Raw genomic sequence first — 18,887 nt, forward strand, 5'->3', positions numbered from 1 at the left:
GCATCAAGGTTGCTTCGTGATCAGTTCGACCGGGGTCTGGATGACGTTATCGGCATCCACATCCGGTTTCTCGCCCTTGACCATTTTCAGCGCGGCCTGGATACCGAAAACGGCTTGCTGACTGGCTGCCTGATCAAGCGTGGCCAGTACGCGGCCGTCGGCAATCATGGGCTTGATGGCATTGATGTTATCGTAACCGACCACCTGCACCTGGCCAGCCTTGCCAGCCGCGCGCACCGCCGAGACCGCACCCAGGGCCATGCTGTCGTTGCCTGCCAGCAATGCCTTGAGATCAGGGTATTCGTTGAGCATGGACGCGGCGACGGCATTGCCTCTGTCGATTTCCCAATTGCCGCTCTGCGTGGAGACGATCTTGATCTGTGCAGCGTCCATCGCATCCTTGAAGCCTGCGGTACGCTGCTGGGCATTGGTCGTGGTCGGCACGCCTTCGATGATGCCCACCTGATCGCCCGCCTTGAGTTTTTCCGTGGCCAAGTATTCGCCCACCAGGCGCGCGCCCTTGCGGTTGTCAGGGCCTACGAAGGGTACGCTGATGCCTTTGCTCTTGAGCAGCTCGGGGTCAAGTCGGTTGTCGATGTTGATTACCACCACACCCTTGTCCATCGCTTTTTTCACAGCTGAGACCAAGGCTTTGGAGTCTGCCGGCGCGATCACCAGCGCCTTGGCACCGGCGTTGACCATCTGCTCGACGATGCGGATCTGCTCGCCTGTGTCGGTCTCGTTCTTGATGCCGTTGGCAACCAGGTCGAATTCGCCTGCGTGGGTTTGCTGGTAGGCCTTGGCACCGTCTTCCATGGTGCGGAAAAACTCATTGGCCAATGATTTCATGACCAACGCCACCTTGGGCTTGTCTTCGGCATGAGCCGCCGAAAATGGCATGGCGATGGACAAGGACGAAAGAACAGCGACGGCCAGCAAGCGGCCTGGGAACGGCAGTTTCATGGGCGATGACTCCGAATCTTGTTTTTTTATCGGAAAGCAAACGTTTGCGCTGAGTAACTATGCGAACGCGCCAAGCGTTTGTCAAATACCTACAGCTGAAACCCGAGCGAGATTATCCGTAAATTTCCGGATAACCGAATACGTTTTCCTACCAATATTCGGGTTTTCGGATGAAATACTTCCGGCCCTGATTGCGCACGTCATTCGACGCCTCCAACAAGACGTCACCCTCATCAACGCACGCGGCAGGAATGAACCTGCCCGAACGCTCTGTCACCAGCTGTTACAGAGGCTATCGGCGATCTGGTACGGAACATGCCTTAGCGACTGCGCGACGCACTAAAAACCATCTCATTAGGAAGAGAGCACAAAAACGATGAATGCCGCACTGAAATCCTTTGCCCCCAGCGCACTCGCCCTGCTGCTGATCCTGCCCGCTACGGTTTCGGCCGATCAAGCCAAGACCCAGCAAAAGCTCGCCAACGTGGTCATCCTGGCAACCGGCGGCACGATTGCCGGGGCCGGTGCCAGCGCCGCCAATAGCGCTACTTACCAGGCCGCCAAGTTGGGCGTCGACAAATTGATCGCCGGCGTGCCTGAACTGGCAGAGCTGGCCAACGTGCGTGGCGAACAGGTCATGCAGATCGCCTCCGAGAGCATCTCTAACGACGATCTGCTCAAGCTGGGCAAGCGGGTGGCTGAGCTGGCCGACAGCAAGGACGTGGATGGCATCGTCATCACCCACGGTACCGATACCCTGGAAGAAACCGCCTACTTCCTGAACCTGGTCGAGAAAACCGACAAGCCTATCGTGGTCGTCGGCTCCATGCGCCCCGGCACCGCCATGTCGGCAGACGGCATGCTCAACCTGTACAACGCCGTCGCCGTCGCCAGCGACAAGCAGTCGCGTGGCAAGGGCGTGCTGGTGACGCTCAATGATGAAATCCAGTCGGGCCGTGACGTCAGCAAGTCCGTGAACATCAAGACCGAGGCCTTCAAAAGCGCTTGGGGCCCGATGGGCATGGTTGTGGAAGGCAAGTCCTACTGGTTCCGCCTGCCAGCCAAGCGCCACACCCTGGATTCGGAATTCGACATCAAGCAGATCAGCAGCCTGCCTCAGGTGGACATTGCCTATGGCTACGGGAACGTGACCGATACCGCCTACAAGGCCTTGGCACAGAACGGCGCCAAGGCGCTGATCCACGCAGGTACCGGCAACGGTTCGGTATCCTCGCGCGTGGTGCCTGCACTGCAGGAGCTGCGCAAGAACGGCGTGCAGATCATTCGCTCTTCCCACGTCAACCAGGGCGGTTTCGTGCTGCGCAACGCCGAGCAGCCTGACGACAAGAACGATTGGGTAGTGGCCCATGACCTGAACCCGCAGAAAGCGCGCATCCTGGCCATGGTCGCCATGACCAAGACCCAGGACAGCAAGGAGCTGCAGCGGATTTTCTGGGAATATTGATCCCATCAACGCTGAAGCCGATCATCGGCTTCAGCGTTACCAGGCACCCTATCTGAACTGATATTCCAAGCCAGCACCGGCGTACCATGAACGCCCCGGGGCTGCCTCGTAATAGCGTTTGTTGCTGTCACCGACAATCACCGAACCCACGTATTGACGGTCGAACAGGTTGTCCAGGCGCACCAGCTGATGGAACGTCCAAGGGCCGACCTGTTGCTCGAAGCGCGTGCGCCAGTTGAACACAGCATAGGCGGGCGCAGCTTTCTGCTGGTTGCTGTCCTCAACGAACACCTTGCTGCGGTACTGCCCCTCGAACCCCATGCTGACCGACGTGGTGGGTTTCCACACCACTTCTGCATACAGGTTGTCTCGCGGCACACCCGGCAAGCGGTTGCCACTGTCGATGACTTGTCCGCCTTGCTTGAAGTCGTCGGCATAGCGAGCGTCGGTATGGGTGTACACCCAAGTGGTCTGCCAGCGCTCGGCAAGGTCGCTCTGCAAGCTGGCTTCGAAACCACGGCGCACGGTCTGCCCGGCATTGTGGTAACTGGTGCGACCGTAGGTGGCATTATCGACCACGATTTCGTTATCCGTACGGATCTCGAACAGGGCTGCGTTCAGCCGTGTGGCGGCGCCCAGGCGATATTTCACCCCTAGCTCATATTGCTTGCTGGTGGCAGGTTCCAGCCCGAAGTTGAAGCTTTCCTGCAAGCCTGGCGCATAGGCCATTTCGGCCTGTGTAGGCGTTTCGAAGCCCTTTCCTAGGCTGGCGTAGCCACGCAGATCAGGCGTGAAGGCATACATCACAGACAGCGTCGGGTTGGCCTGCTGATAGCGCTTGGCACCGCTGGCGTCACCGTTTTCCAGGTAGTGGTCATCGACCTTCATCTTCATGGTGCTGTAGCGCACGCCCAGCTCGCTGGTCCAATTGGCAATTTCCCAGTGCGCCTGCACATACGGGTCCAGGCTGGTAGCAATGTCTTTCTCGTCGCGCTTGAGCTCGCCCTTGACCCCAAGCTGCTCGCCACGGAAGTTCTGGTAGCCCCTGCGGTCATCCGTACTCTGGTCGTAGTCGGCACCCACGGTGAACGTGAAATGCCCAGGCACGGCCAGTACTGGCTGAATCCAGCGCAGCGTACCGCCGTGAAACTCGCGGTCAAAATCGACCACACCGCCACCGCGCTGACTATTGGAAGCGACCTGCCGAGGAATCGACAGGTACTGCACCACGCTCCGGCGCCCCGCGTAGAGATTGAACTGAAGGGTAGCGTCGCCAACGTAGCGCTCGTAGTTCATGCCCACCTGTTGGTGGTCGATACTCTTGCGCGTGTTGTAGGCCCTTGCGCCATCAGCGACCGAACGTGGGTCGTGCTTGTAGCTGGACCAAAGCTGACCCAGCGGGTCTTGCGTGTTGTTCTGTTCCAGGCTGCTGTAAATCAGCGCCAGGCGTGAATCGGCGTCCGGCTTGATGTGCACCTTGGCGAACGTCTGGTCGCGCTTGGCCGCGCTATGGTCACGGTAACCATCGGTGTCCATACGCGAAGCATCCAGCACGAATCCGCCGATCTCGTTGCCCCCCTGCGCCGACAAGTGATGTTTGCTAAAGCCATCGCTGCCAAATGTTGTTTCGGCACCAAGGCGAGCCGGCCCTTCCCCATCACGGCTGAACATTTGGATGACACCGCCAGCGTTGCTGCCATACAGCGTAGCGGCCGGGCCGCGCAATACCTCGATGCGGTCGGCCACATCCAGGTTCAGCGTGGCTGCCTGACCCTGTCCGTCCGGGGTGCTGGCGGGGATACCATCGCTGAGCAGCTTGATGCCGCGTACGCCAAATGCAGAGCGAGCACCAAAGCCACGTGATGATATCTGCAGGTCCTGGGCATAGTTCTGGCGATTCTGTACCACCAGGCCAGGGACCTTGGTCAGGACCTCTGACAAGTTGACGCCAAGTTGGCCATTCGTGCCATTGGACAGGTCGACCGTGTCCACCGAAAACGGCAGGTCGAAGCTGCTGGTAGGGGCGTAGGCGCCGGTGACGACCATCGGATCGATAACGATCGCGGTCGACGGGTCGGCCCAGGCCTCAGTGTGAGCAGTAAAACCACCGACAAACAGCAAAGCGAGGTGTGTGGAAGAGGTAACGCGTAAGACCAATCGATACATGAGCAATTTCCGGAAAGTGCCGCTATTACAGCAGACCTTGGCCTGGATCGCGAACATGACGAGGACGAGCCGCAGAACTTTCCCTTCAAGCTGTTGCGAAATCCCTTACAGTAAAATACTGTACGTGCATACAGCAAAACAAGGAAATGCCTGTGTCTACCTCCTCGCCCTCACCTGCCAGCTACCAACAATTGGGCATGCGCATCCAGAAAATCATCAACAACCCCATTGCCCAGCGCAGCCGGGCGGCTTTGATCTTTCGCCTGGAACAGGAAACACCGGAAGACTGGGACACGTTGCTGGCCGAGATTGCCGAAAATGACAATGTCACCCTCGCCCACCGTGACGATGGCGGCGTGCAGATTTTCTGGACTGTGCCCAAGGAAGACTGACCGCGCATGAGAGTTTCGCTTATTGCAGCTGCCTGCCTGCTGATGGCTCCGCTTGCCCATGCCGATGCGCCCCGCACGTTCCAGGAGGCAAAGAAGGTCGCCAGGCAACTCTACGCTCCACAATCCACCGAGTTCTATTGCGGTTGCAAATACAACGGCAACAAAGTCGATATGGCTTCATGTGGGTATGCACCACGCAAGAATGCCCAACGCGCTTCACGCATCGAGTGGGAACACATCGTGCCGGCCTGGCAAATCGGCCATCTGCGCCAGTGCTGGCAGAGCGGTGGTCGCAAGGCCTGCTCGCAGCACGACGAGGTATACAAACGCGCCGAAGCCGATCTGCACAACCTGGTGCCAAGCGTGGGAGAGGTCAACGGCGACCGCAGCAACTACAGCTTCGGCTGGCTGCCAGAGCAACGCGGGCAATACGGCAAGTGCCTTACCCAAGTGGACTTCAAGGCCAGAAAGGTCATGCCGCGGCCTTCGATCCGCGGCATGATTGCACGCACCTACTTCTATATGAGCAAGCAATACAACTTGCGCCTCTCCAGGCAGGACCGTCAGCTATTCGAGGCGTGGAACAAGACGTATCCGCCGCAGCCCTGGGAATATCAACGCAACCAGCGGGTTGGGTGCCTGATGGGGCGCGGCAATGAGTTCGTGGGACCGGTCGACCTCAAGGCGTGTAGCTGATCGACCGGCTACGAGCGCTTAGCGGGCTACGCCGTGCTGGATGACCACTGAATCGGTGCCAAGCTTGGCCATGACTTCATCGCGACGGGCCTGCGCCTGCTCCCGGGTCGGAAATGGCCCCAGCAGGACCACAGGCTTGCCGTCCCGGTACTCCACCGAAGACGGTATGCCCTTCTCGATCAGACGCGCGGTCATGTCGCTGAGCGCACCCATGTTGGCGCCCTGGATGACTTCGACGTCCCAGCCCTCAGGCGCGGGCTCACCTTCGAGCGCCTGCGCACGGCGCTGCAATTCGGCGCCCCCGCACAGCTCCCGGATACGCAGGTTATTGCCATTGTCGTCGACAATGATTTCGTACTGACCGTCGCGTTTGATGGCCACATAACTGCGGTAGGCCTGGTATTGGCCGGTATCGTCCTTGCCACGCACCTGACCGCAGATCGTACCCTGGGTATCGATGCGCACGTTACCGAACTTGGCGGTCTTGGGATTTTGCAGGTGTTCGGCCACACGCTTGTGCACGCCCTCCACCTCGTTGTCACACCCCGCCAGGGCCAGGACTGCCATTACCACCGCCAGTTTGCGCACGCGTCTACCTCCAGGTTGGAAGAGGCGGATTCTACCACGCGAGGCCGTGAACCGGACTGCGGCCAAAGGTTACACGCTGATTCAAGCAGACATGCAAAAAGGGCGACCATTTCTGATCGCCCTTTCTGGGATTTGGTAGGCACAATTGGACTCGAACCAACGACCCCCACCATGTCAAGGTGGTGCTCTAACCAACTGAGCTATGTGCCTGTCGTGTGGTGCGCATATTAGAGATCTGCTGAGCACCTGTAAAGCTTTTTTTCGATATAAATCATAAACTTTCGAACACGGCTCGGACGGGAGCCATGCCAAACTTTCCCACGCCAAACGCAAGAAGGGTGACCCTTTCGGATCACCCTTCTTTAATTTGGTAGGCACAATTGGACTCGAACCAACGACCCCCACCATGTCAAGGTGGTGCTCTAACCAACTGAGCTATGTGCCTGTCGTGGTGCGCATTCTACGTAATTACAAAAGCGTGTCAACAGTTTTTTTTGCGCTAACTCACTGAATTGCAAACTCTTTATAAAGAAGCGTCAGACGCAGGCGGTGTTCACGATTTTCAGCGGATGACTAGCGGGGGTTTATTATTATTGATAGCATCGCTACATTCGTTAAAAATATAAAACACGAGGTTCTGCAGCATGGCTAACACCCCCTACCCCCAGTCCTACTACGCCGCCTCGGCCAACCCGGTGCCGCCACGTCCGGCGCTGCAGGGTGAGGTGCAAACCGATGTCTGCATCATTGGCGCGGGCTACACCGGCTTGTCCAGCGCCCTGTTCCTTCTAGAAAACGGCTTCAAGGTCAGCGTCGTCGAAGCGGCCAAGGTTGGCTTCGGCGCCTCGGGCCGCAACGGTGGCCAGATCGTCAACAGCTATAGCCGCGACATCGATGTCATCGAGCGCACCGTGGGTGCCCGCCAGGCGCAGCTGCTGGGCGAAATGGCCTTCGAGGGCGGGCGCATCATCCGCGAGCGGGTGGCCAAGTACAACATCCAGTGCGACCTGAAGGATGGTGGCGTTTTCGCTGCACTGACCAGCAAACAGATGGGTCACCTGGAATCGCAAAAGCGCCTATGGGAACGTTTCGGCCACAACCAGCTGGAGCTGATGGATCAACAGCGCATCCGCGAAGTGGTGGCCTGCGACAACTATATCGGCGGCATGCTCGACATGAGCGGCGGTCATATCCATCCGCTCAACCTGGCCCTCGGCGAAGCTGCTGCCGTCGAATCGCTGGGTGGTACCATCTATGAGCAAACCCCGGCCGTGCGCATCGAGCGTGGCGCGAACCCGGTCGTGCATACCCCACAGGGCAAAGTGCGCGCCAAGTTCATCATCGTGGCGGGCAACGCCTACCTGGGCAACCTGGTCCCAGAGCTTGCCGCCAAGTCCATGCCCTGCGGTACGCAGGTCATCACGACCGAACCCTTGGGCGATGAACTGGCGCACACCTTGCTGCCGCAGGACTACTGCGTCGAAGACTGCAACTACCTGCTCGACTACTATCGCCTGACCAGTGACAAGCGCCTTATCTTTGGCGGCGGCGTGGTATATGGGGCACGGGACCCGGCCAACATCGAGGCGATCATCCGTCCGAAGATGCTCAAGGCCTTCCCGCAGCTGAAAAACGTCAAGATCGATTACGCCTGGACCGGCAACTTCCTGCTGACGTTGTCGCGCCTGCCACAAGTAGGCCGGATCGGTGACAACATCTATTACTCCCAGGGGTGTTCGGGCCACGGGGTCACCTATACCCACCTGGCAGGCAAAGTCCTGGCCGAGGCGATGCGTGGCCAGGCGGAGCGGTTCGATGCCTTCGCCGGGCTGCCCCACTACCCGTTCCCGGGCGGTCAGATGCTGCGCGTGCCTTTCAGTGCCTTGGGCGCTTGGTACTACAGCCTGCGTGACCGCCTGGGCTTCTGAGCTAAGGCATGGCAGCCCGTAAAGGGCTGCCACTTGGCGTGATGCTGTTCATTCGAGATCGCTGGGCCGCAGCCGCTCCGGCGCCCCGTCAAGGCCGCTCTTACAGTGACCGCGTGACCCTTGAGGCGAGCGGTCTCACTTGATGCTGTCCAGGGCCTGCCTGGCCGCTAATTCCTGACCCGCACGCGCCAGTTCGTCAGCGGCCTGCAGCCAGCGCTGACGATCGACGTTCGCCGGCAACTGCCCCGGCGACTGCACCAGGATTGCCCAGCGCCCCTCCTTCGCCCAGGCAGAGGCGAAATCGTCGAATGCCATCACCAGGCGGCGTTGCATGCCTGCACGCATCAGCACGCGCTGTTTGTATCGGTCATACCCTATCAAGACCGCATACCTGGGTTCGCTCCACCATGCCGAACCGTCCTGATAGCGAACCAGCACCGGGTTTCCAGCGGCAACCTGCGTCAACAAGGCATCGAGCCGCTTGTCCAAGGGGTACACCACCCTCCCGTAGTCCCGCGCAACGCGCGCAATGCTGGTATCGAGGCTGTCGAGGCCCATGGGCAGGTTCAGCGGCTGATCGAGCAACCCTGGCGTGATGGGCGCACCTTGCTGCGACAGGACCGCGGCCAATGCCATGGCTGCGCTGTGGTTGGCGTTACCGCGGTAGAACGGAACGCTGCTGAGCTCCACCCGCTGGGGCAGGCCCTGGAGTGCGGTAGAGGGTGTCCCGGCACAACCTGCCAAGGTGACACCCAACCAACACGCCAGGATGAGCTGACGAACGGCCTTGGTCGGCGACGACGAGGTGAAAGTGGGCATGGGTACTCGCTTGCTCAAACGCAGGGCAGGCAGCGCCCTGCTGTGTTCGCGATGATAGGTCCCACAACGGCGGCGGTACAGTCCGACAGGGTATGTTGACGAATCAGCTCGGCGCCGCAGGCGTTATTCGATGGAACGTACCGATGCAGGGGCTACACTAATCAAGTGTCTGGAAGGCAATCGCTGGCGTATCAAGCGCTCGCCGTAGAGATGGAGGCACGAATGAATATGACCTTGGCAATCATCATGTTGGTGTGCATGTGGCTCAGCGTTGCGGCAGCCATGCTCTGGGGCGTACTGCGCATCGCACGGCGGCACGCTCAACCCGTTGCGCAAACACAGCCACGCCCTCAACCCGCCCCTGCACGGCGTGCTCCACGCGCAGCAGCGGCGCACTGAACCCACCTGAAGCATGCAGCGAATGGGGCGCCATGCGCCCCGCCTGCTGTCATCCTTGCTTGGCCTCACGCTTGAGGCGTGCCCGACGCGCCAGAATATTCAGAATCTCGATAGCGGTCGAGAATGCCATGGCCGCATACACATAGCCTTTGGGCACGTGGGCGCCGAACCCCTCGGCGATCAATGTCATGCCGATCATGATCAGGAAACCTAGCGCCAGCATGACAACGGTAGGGTTGTCGTTGATGAAGTTGGCCAACGGATCGGCCGCCACCATCATCACGATCACGGCGGTAATCACTGCGATGATCATGATCGGCAAATGTTCGGTCATGCCTACGGCAGTGATAATGCTGTCTACCGAGAACACGATATCGAGCAACAGAATCTGGAAAATCGCTGCGGCAAAGCCCAAGGTGACGGTAGAAGAAGCCTTGGACTCTTCCTTGGCACCGTGTGGGTCGACGTTCTCGTGAATTTCCTTGGTGGCCTTCCACAGCAGGAACAGGCCGCCGGCAATCAGGATCACATCCTTCCAGGAGAAGGCGTTGCCAAACACCTCGAACACAGGGTCGGTCAGTTGCACGATCCAGGCAACGGTGCTCAGCAGTGCCAGACGCATCACCAGTGCCATGCTGATGCCGATGCGACGTGCCTTGGAGCGATACGCAACGGGCAGCTTGTTGGTCAGGATGGAGATGAAGATCAGGTTGTCGATACCCAGTACTACTTCCATGGCCACCAGCGTGGCAAGCGCCACCCAGGCTGTGGGGCTAGCGGCAAGTTCCAGCAAATATTCCATTGTTCACATCCTGTCACGCGGGTTGGGGATCAAATGTCCTGGGTTTTGGAGGCGGTGTCATCTTGCTCGGGCTCTTGCTTCTCGGGCCCCAGCGCGTCGCTCAAGGCCTGCTGGGCAGCCTGATTGGTCTGCTCGATAACCTGCTGGGCCGACTTCGCTGCCTGGTCAAGCACCTGCTGCGCAGACTTCTCAGCCTGATCACAGCCGGCCAGTACTATCAGCGTCATGCCCATGACCAGCGCAGTACCCATTGATTTGAAATACAGCATAGGCGCCTCCGGAATGATGTGCGCAGGCTCGTATCAGCCTGAATGAAATGGATTCTAGTCGGCGCAACACTTCTGTAAAATTCGTATTTTCAAGCGATATACTTCGGTTTTTTCGAATTGGCCTTTGCGCTCATGCTTAACTATCGCCAGCTTCACTACTTCTGGGTGGTAGCCCGAACCGGCAGCATCGTTCGCGCCAGCGAGCAATTGAACTTGACGCCACAGACCATCAGCGGGCAGATCACGCTGCTGGAACAGGCTTATGGCGTCGAGTTATTCCAGCGGGTTGGTCGGCAATTGGAATTGACTGAAACCGGACGCCAGGCGCTCACGTACGCCGAGCAGATGTTCCAGCTAGGGGGAGAGCTTGAAGCCATGCTGCGTGCCGGCCCCCAGGAGCAGATCCTGTTCCGGGTCGGGGTGGCTGACGTGGTGCCCAAATCCATTGTCTATCGATTATTGGCACCGACCATGGAGCTTGAGAATGTGCTGCGCATCAACTGCCGTGAGGACAAGCTGGAGCGGCTTTTGGCCGACCTTGCCATTCAGCGGCTGGACCTGGTCATTTCAGACAGCCCGATGCCGCCGCACCTGGACATCAAAGGTTATAGCCAGAAACTGGGCGAATGTGGCCTGAGCTTTTTTGCCACCCCAGCATTAGCCGCTCGGCATGCCGGTCCGTTTCCTGAATGCCTGCACGATGCGCCGCTGCTCATACCCGGGCAGGAAACCGTACTGCGCAGCCGCCTTCTGCGCTGGCTCGGTGAGCAACACATTCAACCGCGAATCGTCGGGGAGTTCGACGACAGTGCCCTGATGCAGGCGTTCGGGCAGTCTGGCAGTGGCATCTTCGTGGCGCCCAGCGTGATTGCCGAAGAAGTGTGTCGCCAATATGGCGTACAACTGATCGGGCAAACCGAGGCCGTGAACGAGTCCTTCTACGCCATTTCAGTCGAGCGCAAGGTCAAGCATCCTGGCATCGTTGCCATCACCGAAGGGGCACGACGCGAACTGTTCAACTGGTAGCGTTTCCTGACAACGGCCAGCAAGTGCCTGGCCAAGGTCTATGGTAAAGTCCAGCCCTTTTCAGATTTCGGGACCTCGCTGCGCATGACACCGCTCCTTCGCCTTCTCAACCGCACCGGCCTGGTGACGCAAATCGTGATCGGTCTGGTGGCAGGTATCGCCCTTGCCCTGATCGCGCCAGCCGTCGCCCGCGACCTGGGCTTTTTCGGTACGGTGTTCGTCAGTGCCTTGAAGGCGGTGGCACCCGTGCTGGTATTCATCCTGGTCATGGCATCGATTGCCAATCATCGACACGGACAGGAAACCCACATCCGTCCCATCTTGTGGCTGTACTTGCTCGGCACGTTCGCCTCGGCTGTCGTGGCGGTGGTTGCCAGCATGGTGTTTCCTTCGCACCTGGTACTGAACACAGCCGATGCCACCCTAAGTGCACCGGGCGGCATCAGCGAGGTGTTGAAGAACCTGCTGCTCAGTGCGGTCGACAACCCGATCAACGCGCTGCTCAACGCTAATTTCATCGGCGTACTGACCTGGGCGATCGGCCTGGGCATCGCATTGCGCCGCGCCGGTGACACCACCCGCAAGGTGGTCGACGACCTGTCCAATGGCGTTACGCTGATCGTGCGCATTGTCATTCGCTTTGCGCCACTGGGCATCTTCGGCCTGGTCACCGCCACCTTGGCTCAGTCCGGGCTGAAAGCGATGCTGGGGTACCTGCACCTGCTGGCGGTGCTGATCGGGTGCATGCTGTTCGTCGCCCTGGTCATGAACCCGCTGATCGTGTTCTGGAAAACCCGTCGCAATCCCTACCCGCTCACCCTGCTGTGTCTACGCGAAAGCGGTATTACTGCATTTTTCACCCGCAGTTCGGCAGCCAATATCCCTGTGAACATGGCGTTGTCCGAACGGCTTGGGCTGCATGAGGATACTTATTCGGTATCCATTCCGCTGGGGGCCACGATCAACATGGCCGGCGCTGCAATCACCATCACCGTATTGACGCTGGCGGCGGTGCACACTTTGGGCATTCCCTTGGATCTCCCCACGGCCGTGTTGCTCAGTGTGGTAGCGGCGGTCTGTGCTTGCGGTGCGTCAGGCGTGGCCGGCGGTTCCCTGCTGCTCATCCCGCTGGCCTGCAGCCTGTTCGGTATTCCCAGTGAAATCGCCATGCAGGTCGTGGCGGTGGGGTTCATCATCGGCGTGCTGCAGGATTCTGCCGAAACAGCACTCAACTCCTCCACCGACGTGCTGTTCACTGCAGCCGCTTGCCAGGCCGAGGAGCGCCGCAGCGCCTGATTCAGCCGGGCCGTCTTGCGGCCCTCCCCTCATTTACCTACGCTAATGGCCTTTTCCCAGCAATGAGACAGGGCCATGTCCGAGCAAGACACCCCCACTGAAGGTCGCTTGAACAGCGTCGAGATTCGCGTGCTCGGCTCGCTGATCGAAAAACAGGCCACCAGCCCGGAAAGCTACCCACTCACCCTCAACGCCCTGCTCCTGGCCTGTAACCAAAAGACCAGCCGCGAACCGGTGATGAACCTTACCCAGGGCCAAGTGGGCCAGGCGCTGCGCAACCTCGAAGCACAGCAGATGGCACGCCTGCAGATGGGCAGCCGCGCCGACCGCTGGGAACACCGGGTGGACAAGGCGCTGGAATTGGTGCCTGCACAGCTGGTGCTGATGGGGCTGATGTTCCTGCGTGGCCCGCAGACCCTCAGCGAGTTGCTAGCCCGCAGCAACCGCCTGCACGACTTCGACGACACTGACCAGGTCCGCCACCAGCTCGAGCGCCTGGTATCACGTAACTTGGCCGTGCACCTGCCGCGTCAGGCCGGTCAGCGGGAAGACCGTTACACGCATGGGTTGGGTGACCCGGCAGAAATCGAAACCATTCTGGCCGCAAGGCAGCAGGAAGGTCCAACGCGCAGCGGTACCGGCGCGGCCGCGCAGGATCGAATCGAAGCACTGGAAGCGCGTATCGCTGCATTGGAAGCTCGCCTGGACGCACTTGGCGGCTAGGCTTCAACGGTCTGATTTGGGGAAGTTGCGGCAGCTCTTGCGCTCGGCCATTTCACGATCGCTTGGGCGCTGATCGACGAATACGGTGTGGCCGTTACTGTAGATCTCAAGGTAGCCCCAGTGCAGGTCTTGTTCAGTCTGCCCAGGCTTTGGCGGCACTAGCCACCAGGGTTCGCGGCTGATCAGGGTCATGGCGTGGCTCCTGAAGGGTCTGCATGTAAGCATAGACACCCTCATGCCACGGGGGTTTAGCCAGGCCCATGACAAAACCCACGCATGCGCTGCGCCGTAGAGCACGGCCAGTGCATGCGAGGGTTGCGGCTCTGCCGAAATGTCGCTTATGCAGGGGCCGAGGTGCGGATCAGGTGGTCGAAGGCGGCCAGAGACGCCTTCGCCCCTTCGCCAACGGCGATCACGATCTGTTTGTAGGGCACCGTCGTCACGTCACCTGCAGCGAACACGCCCGCAATACTGGTCTGCCCCTTGGCATCGACGATGATTTCGCCGCGTGCCGACAGTTCAACGGTGCCTTTGAGCCAATCGGTGTTCGGCAACAGACCGATCTGAACGAAAATTCCCTCCAACGCCAGCTCATGTTCGATGTCGCTGGTCCGGTCCTTGTAGCGCAGGCCAGTCACTTTCTCGCCATTGCCGATCACTTCGGTGGTCAATGCCTGGGTGATGACCGTCACGTTAGGCAAGCTGTGCAACTTGCGTTGCAGCACCGCATCGGCACGCAGCTGGCTATCGAATTCAATCAACGTCACCTGCGCCACGATACCTGCCAAATCGATCGCCGCTTCCACGCCGGAGTTACCGCCACCAATCACCGCCACGCGCTTGCCCTTGAACAATGGGCCATCGCAGTGCGGGCAGTAGGCCACGCCGCGGCCACGGTATTGCTGTTCACCCGGTACATTCATCTCGCGCCATCGAGCGCCGGTGGCCAGGATGACGGTCTTGGCCTTGAGCGAAGCCCCGCTCGCCATGCGCACTTCATGCAGGCCGCCGTCGGTAGCCGGAATCAGTGCTTCACCGCGCTGCAGGTTCATGATGTCCACCTCGTACTGCTTGACGTGTTCTTCAAGCGCGGTGGCCAGTTTCGGGCCTTCGGTTTCATGCACGGACACAAAGTTCTCGATGGCCATGGTGTCGAGCACCTGCCCACCGAACCGTTCGGCGGCCACGCCGGTGCGGATACCCTTGCGCGCTGCATAGATGGCGGCAGAGGCACCTGCCGGGCCACCGCCCACGACCAGTACATCGAACGCCTGCTTGGCATTGAGCTTCTGGGCCTGACGCGCGCCGGCGTTGGTGTCGATCTTGCCAAGAATTTCCTCAAGGCCCATGCGCCCCTGGCCGAACACCTCACCGTTGAGGTACACGCTGGGCACGGCCATGATCTGGCGGGCATCGACTTCAGCCTGGAACAGTGCACCGTCGATGGCCACATGGCGTACGTTGGGGTTGAGCACCGCCATCAGGTTCAATGCCTGAACCACATCCGGGCAGTTCTGGCAGGACAGCGAGAAGTAGGTCTCGAAGCTGAACTCCCCTTCCAGCGCCTGGATCTGCTCGATCACTTCCAGGCTGGCCTTGGAGGGGTGGCCGCCCACTTGCAGCAGCGCCAGCACCAGGGACGTGAACTCGTGGCCCATGGGAATGCCGGCGAAACGCAGGCTGATGTCGCCGTTGGGGCGATTGAGCGAGAACGAAGGGCGGCGGGCGTCGTCGCCATCGGCTCGCAGGGTGATGAGGCTGGACAAGCCGGCGATTTCCACCAGCAGGTCGTGTAATTCGCGGGACTTCGCACCGTCGTCGAGGGAAGCAACGATCTCGATCGGCTGGGTGACCCGCTCCAGGTAGGTTTTCAGTTGCGATTTAAGCGTGGCGTCCAACATACGGGCGATTTCCTTTTTCAAAACTCGGATACAAAAACGCCCAGGCAAAGTCGCCCGGGCGTTTGACGGGGCGGTAAGTGGTTCAGCTGTGGCGGCTGCTTACCGCCCGCGTGTGGCACATGACTGGCTGCTCATCCCGCAAGGCCCGCGCGGCGCTGCCGCTGCACAGGCGCTTATCGGGCGAGAATCAGATCTTGCCGACCAGATCCAGCGACGGCGCCAGAGTCGCCTCGCCTTCTTTCCACTTGGCTGGGCAGACTTCGCCTGGGTGCGCGGCGACGTACTGGGCAGCCTTGACCTTGCGCAGCAACTCGGTAGCGTCACGACCTACACCACCGTCGTTCAGCTCGACGATCTTGATTTGGCCTTCGGGGTTGATCACGAAGGTACCGCGGTCAGCCAGGCCGGCTTCTTCGATCAGTACGTCGAAGTTGCGGGCGATCACATGGGTCGGGTCGCCGATCAATGGGTACTGGATCTTGCCGATGGTGTCCGAGGTGTCGTGCCACGCTTTGTGGGTGAAGTGGGTGTCGGTGGAAACACCGTAGATCTCAACGCCCAGTTTCTGGAACTCGGCGTAGTTGTCAGCAAGGTCACCCAGCTCGGTCGGGCACACGAAAGTGAAGTCGGCTGGATAGAAGAACACGACAGACCATTTGCCTTTCAGGTCGGCTTCGCTGACCGGGACGAACTCGCCCTTGTGGTAGGCAGTGGCGTTGAACGGTTTGACCTGGCTGTTGATGATAGGCATGAGAGACGCTCCTTCATGGGTTGAAATCAGTTGACGGAGAGAATCCTAACCGCATGGACCGATAAAGGCTCATTGGCAAACATGATGCTTATGATTGGTTTTGGCTATGAGCCAGACCGGTCAAGGGCGGCCTAACCCAGTGTTGCCCAAGCGCGCGGCAACCCATGGATGCGGCGGCGTGGGGCTGCGGCTATTTAACCGCCACCGCGCAACCAGGCCGCACGTTGCGTGCGGCCTGGGTTGAGTCAGCGAGTCACCGTGCGCATGGTCACGAATTCTTCCGCTGCCGTGGGGTGCACGCCGATGGTTTCATCGAACTGTTGCTTGGTCGCGCCCGCTTTGAGCGCGATGCCCAGGCCCTGGATGATCTCGCCTGCATCCGGCCCGACCATGTGGCAACCGAGCACCTTGTCGGTCTTGGCATCCACCACCAGCTTCATCAGGGTCTTTTCCTGGATGTCGGTGAGGGTCAGCTTCATGGCGCGGAAGCGGCTTTCGAAGACCTTGACCTCATAGCCCTGCTCGACGGCCTGTTCTTCGGTGAGCCCTACCGTGCCGATAGGCGGCTGGCTGAACACTGCCGTGGGGATGTTCTGGTAGTCCACGGGGCGGTACTGCTCCGGCTTGAACAAACGCCTGGCCACGGCCATACCTTCAGCCAGTGCCACAGGCGTCAGTTGCACGCGGCCGATCACATCACCAATGGCCAGGATCGAGGGCGCCGTGGTCTGGTATTGATCGTCTACTCGCACATAGCCCTTGTCATCCAGTTCGACCCCGGTGTTTTCCAGGCCAAGGTTGTCCAGCATCGGTCGCCGGCCGGTGGCGTAGAAGATGCAGTCGGCAACCAGTTCGCGCCCGTCCTTGAGCGTCGCCTTGAGGCTGCCATCCTCGAGTTTGTCGATGCGCTGGATGTCAGCATTGAACTGCAAGTCGAGCCCGCGTTTTTCGAGCTCTTCCTTGAGGTGGGTACGCACCGAACCATCGAAGCCGCGCAGGAACAGATCGCCGCGATACAGCAACGTGGTCGCGGCGCCCAGCCCCTGGAAGATCCCGGCGAATTCCACCGCGATGTAGCCGCCGCCCACCACCAGCACCCGCCGCGGCAGGTCCTTGAGGTAGAACGCTTCGTTGGAGGTGATCGCCAATTCCTTGCCAGGGATGTCCGGCACCTGGGGCCAGCCGCCGGTGGCGATCAGGATGTGCTCGGCGCTGTAGCGCTGACCTTCGACCTCGACCTCGTTGGGCCCGGTCATGCGCGCATGGCCTTGAATCAGGGTTACGCCGCTGTTGACCAGCAGGTTGCGGTAGATGCCATTAAGCCGTTCGATTTCACGGTTCTTGTTGGCGATCAGCGTACCCCAGTCGAAGTGCCCTTCTTCCAAGGTCCAGCCGTATCCAGCCGCTTGCTCCAGTTCGTCGGCCACATGGGCGCCGTACACTAGCAGCTTTTTAGGCACACACCCCACGTTGACACAGGTGCCGCCCAGGTAGCGGCTCTCGGCAACCGCTACCTTCGCGCCAAAACCGGCAGCGAACCGTGCGGCGCGCACGCCACCGGAGCCGGCGCCAATCACGAACAGATCAAAATCGTAGGCCACTTTTCGTTCTCCAAAAAAAAGCTGCAAGCTTCAAGCGGCAGACTGCACAACGGGCAGCGTGGCTTGTCACTTGCAGCTTGGTACCGGCAGTTTCAAGCTTCAAGCATCAGGCGGCAAGAAAAAACGCGCCTGGCTTGCAGCAGGGGCTCAGTAGGCCTTGCCGGTCTTGTAGTAGTTCTCGAAGCAGAAGTTGGTCGCGTCGATGTAGCCTTCGGCGCCACCGCAGTCGAAACGCTGGCCTTTGAACTTGTACGCGATTACGCAGCCATTCTGGGCCTGTTGTAGCAAGGCGTCGGTGATCTGGATTTCGCCGCCCTTGCCGGGTTCGGTATTGGCGATGATGTCGAAGATATCCGGGGTCAGGATGTAACGGCCGATGATGGCCAAGTTGGACGGGGCATCTTCAGGTTTTGGTTTCTCTACCATGTTGGTCACACGGAAGATGTCGTCACGAATCATGTCGCCGGCAATGACACCGTACTTGTTGGTTTCCTGCGGATCGACTTCCTGAATGGCGACGATCGAGCAACGGAACTGGTTGTACAGCTTCACCATCTGGGTCAGCACGCCGTCGCCTTCAGGGTTGACGCACAGGTCGTCCGCCAGCACTACGGCGAAGGGCTCGTCGCCGATCAGCGGACGGCCGGTGAGGATAGCGTGGCCCAGGCCTTTCATCTCGGTCTGACGGGTGTAGGAGAACGAGCACTCGTCCAGGAGGCGACGAATGCCTACCAGATACTTCTCCTTGTCGGTGCCCTTGATCTGGTTTTCCAGCTCGTAGCTGATGTCGAAGTGATCTTCCAGCGCGCGCTTACCGCGACCGGTAACGATGGAGATCTCACTCAACCCTGCATCCAATGCTTCCTCAACGCCGTACTGGATCAACGGCTTGTTGACCACTGGCAGCATTTCCTTCGGCATGGCTTTGGTGGCGGGCAGGAAGCGAGTGCCATAGCCGGCTGCCGGGAACAAGCATTTCTTGATCATAAACGTCCTTAACAAAGGCTAGGCCTGGGGGTTACGGCGCAGTCTAATCAGGCGGCGGTCACCTTACAATGCCCCGCCTGTGGCCGATCGTTGGGAACATAGAGGCAACCGCTCA

At 59.8% G+C, this 18,887-nt stretch carries 19 protein-coding genes and 2 tRNA genes; 8 read left to right on the forward strand and 13 right to left on the reverse strand.

All coding sequences use genetic code 11. From position 1 onward, the window contains the following. Positions 1 to 3 precede the first annotated feature (3 nt). Positions 4 to 963: a sugar ABC transporter substrate-binding protein gene (locus ACK59L_RS00130; RefSeq protein WP_409271085.1), complete on the reverse strand. Its 960-nt coding sequence runs from the start codon at positions 961 to 963 to the stop codon at positions 4 to 6. Positions 964 to 1,339: 376 nt separating this feature from the next. On the opposite strand from ACK59L_RS00130, the gene ACK59L_RS00135 reads away from it, so the two are divergent. Continuing rightward, positions 1,340 to 2,428 (forward strand): asparaginase, encoded by a 1,089-nt coding sequence (locus ACK59L_RS00135; RefSeq protein WP_409271087.1) that lies wholly within the window; start codon positions 1,340 to 1,342, stop codon positions 2,426 to 2,428. A 48-nt stretch (positions 2,429 to 2,476) separates the two neighbouring features. Here ACK59L_RS00135 and ACK59L_RS00140 read toward each other — a convergent pair whose 3' ends face one another. Then, the gene (locus tag ACK59L_RS00140; RefSeq protein ID WP_409271292.1) at positions 2,477 to 4,474 is read right to left on the reverse strand and encodes a TonB-dependent receptor family protein; all 1,998 of its coding nucleotides are present in this window, start codon (positions 4,472 to 4,474) and stop codon (positions 2,477 to 2,479) included. A 266-nt stretch (positions 4,475 to 4,740) separates the two neighbouring features. Here ACK59L_RS00140 and ACK59L_RS00145 point away from each other — a divergent pair, with 266 nt between their 5' ends. Further along, the gene (locus ACK59L_RS00145; protein WP_058603354.1) at positions 4,741 to 4,986 is read left to right on the forward strand and encodes a DUF1654 domain-containing protein; all 246 of its coding nucleotides are present in this window, start codon (positions 4,741 to 4,743) and stop codon (positions 4,984 to 4,986) included. 6 nt (positions 4,987 to 4,992) lie between these two features. Continuing rightward, a complete protein-coding gene (locus ACK59L_RS00150) occupies positions 4,993 to 5,682 on the forward strand; it encodes an endonuclease (protein ID WP_182138755.1) in 690 nt (229 codons plus the stop codon). A gap of 18 nt (positions 5,683 to 5,700) precedes the next feature. Here ACK59L_RS00150 and ACK59L_RS00155 read toward each other — a convergent pair whose 3' ends face one another. From ACK59L_RS00155 to ACK59L_RS00165, 3 genes are all read right to left on the reverse strand, one after another. Next, the gene (locus ACK59L_RS00155; RefSeq protein WP_409271090.1) at positions 5,701 to 6,270 is read right to left on the reverse strand and encodes an SPOR domain-containing protein; all 570 of its coding nucleotides are present in this window, start codon (positions 6,268 to 6,270) and stop codon (positions 5,701 to 5,703) included. A 133-nt stretch (positions 6,271 to 6,403) separates the two neighbouring features. Further along, a tRNA-Val gene (locus ACK59L_RS00160) sits at positions 6,404 to 6,480 on the reverse strand. A gap of 158 nt (positions 6,481 to 6,638) precedes the next feature. After that, positions 6,639 to 6,715: transfer RNA gene (locus ACK59L_RS00165), tRNA-Val, on the reverse strand. 199 nt (positions 6,716 to 6,914) lie between these two features. Here ACK59L_RS00165 and ACK59L_RS00170 point away from each other — a divergent pair. Beyond that, positions 6,915 to 8,198, forward strand: a complete 1,284-nt coding sequence (locus tag ACK59L_RS00170; RefSeq protein WP_409271092.1) for an NAD(P)/FAD-dependent oxidoreductase — start codon at positions 6,915 to 6,917, stop codon at positions 8,196 to 8,198. Between the two features lie 135 nt (positions 8,199 to 8,333). Here the strand turns inward: ACK59L_RS00170 and ACK59L_RS00175 are convergent, their stop codons facing one another. Continuing rightward, positions 8,334 to 9,017: a peptidase C39 family protein gene (locus tag ACK59L_RS00175; protein ID WP_409271094.1), complete on the reverse strand. Its 684-nt coding sequence runs from the start codon at positions 9,015 to 9,017 to the stop codon at positions 8,334 to 8,336. Positions 9,018 to 9,239: 222 nt separating this feature from the next. Between ACK59L_RS00175 and ACK59L_RS00180 the strand changes: the two genes are divergently transcribed. Further along, the gene (locus ACK59L_RS00180) at positions 9,240 to 9,416 is read left to right on the forward strand and encodes a hypothetical protein (protein ID WP_182138758.1); all 177 of its coding nucleotides are present in this window, start codon (positions 9,240 to 9,242) and stop codon (positions 9,414 to 9,416) included. Positions 9,417 to 9,465: 49 nt separating this feature from the next. On the opposite strand, the gene ACK59L_RS00185 is transcribed toward ACK59L_RS00180, so the two are convergent. After that, a complete protein-coding gene (locus ACK59L_RS00185; protein ID WP_027916097.1) occupies positions 9,466 to 10,218 on the reverse strand; it encodes a TerC family protein in 753 nt (250 codons plus the stop codon). A gap of 29 nt (positions 10,219 to 10,247) precedes the next feature. Continuing rightward, a complete protein-coding gene (locus ACK59L_RS00190) occupies positions 10,248 to 10,487 on the reverse strand; it encodes a hypothetical protein (protein WP_058603360.1) in 240 nt (79 codons plus the stop codon). Between the two features lie 132 nt (positions 10,488 to 10,619). On the opposite strand from ACK59L_RS00190, the gene nhaR reads away from it, so the two are divergent. From nhaR to ACK59L_RS00205, 3 genes are all read left to right on the forward strand, one after another. Further along, the gene (gene nhaR / locus ACK59L_RS00195; protein WP_409271096.1) at positions 10,620 to 11,513 is read left to right on the forward strand and encodes a transcriptional activator NhaR; all 894 of its coding nucleotides are present in this window, start codon (positions 10,620 to 10,622) and stop codon (positions 11,511 to 11,513) included. A gap of 84 nt (positions 11,514 to 11,597) precedes the next feature. Then, entirely contained in the window at positions 11,598 to 12,809 is a 1,212-nt protein-coding gene (sstT, locus tag ACK59L_RS00200; RefSeq protein WP_409271098.1) for a serine/threonine transporter SstT, read from the forward strand. A gap of 75 nt (positions 12,810 to 12,884) precedes the next feature. Then, positions 12,885 to 13,532, forward strand: a complete 648-nt coding sequence (locus ACK59L_RS00205) for a YceH family protein (RefSeq protein ID WP_409271100.1) — start codon at positions 12,885 to 12,887, stop codon at positions 13,530 to 13,532. Positions 13,533 to 13,535: 3 nt separating this feature from the next. On the opposite strand, the gene ACK59L_RS00210 is transcribed toward ACK59L_RS00205, so the two are convergent. From ACK59L_RS00210 to galU, 5 genes are all read right to left on the reverse strand, one after another. Beyond that, complete coding sequence (locus ACK59L_RS00210) at positions 13,536 to 13,724, reverse strand: hypothetical protein (protein WP_058603364.1); 189 nt, start codon at positions 13,722 to 13,724, stop codon at positions 13,536 to 13,538. A 146-nt stretch (positions 13,725 to 13,870) separates the two neighbouring features. Then, positions 13,871 to 15,433: an alkyl hydroperoxide reductase subunit F gene (ahpF, locus tag ACK59L_RS00215; RefSeq protein WP_196142141.1), complete on the reverse strand. Its 1,563-nt coding sequence runs from the start codon at positions 15,431 to 15,433 to the stop codon at positions 13,871 to 13,873. Between the two features lie 187 nt (positions 15,434 to 15,620). Next, complete coding sequence (gene ahpC, locus ACK59L_RS00220) at positions 15,621 to 16,184, reverse strand: alkyl hydroperoxide reductase subunit C (protein WP_028686434.1); 564 nt, start codon at positions 16,182 to 16,184, stop codon at positions 15,621 to 15,623. A gap of 245 nt (positions 16,185 to 16,429) precedes the next feature. Next, a complete protein-coding gene (gene gorA / locus ACK59L_RS00225) occupies positions 16,430 to 17,785 on the reverse strand; it encodes a glutathione-disulfide reductase (RefSeq protein ID WP_409271104.1) in 1,356 nt (451 codons plus the stop codon). Between the two features lie 147 nt (positions 17,786 to 17,932). Beyond that, positions 17,933 to 18,772: a UTP--glucose-1-phosphate uridylyltransferase GalU gene (gene galU / locus ACK59L_RS00230; protein ID WP_058603367.1), complete on the reverse strand. Its 840-nt coding sequence runs from the start codon at positions 18,770 to 18,772 to the stop codon at positions 17,933 to 17,935. Positions 18,773 to 18,887 lie beyond the last annotated feature (115 nt).

The sequence above is a fragment of the Pseudomonas sp. KCJK9111 genome (assembly GCF_046231935.1).
Classification (GTDB): Bacteria; Pseudomonadota; Gammaproteobacteria; order Pseudomonadales; family Pseudomonadaceae; genus Aquipseudomonas; species Aquipseudomonas parafulva_B.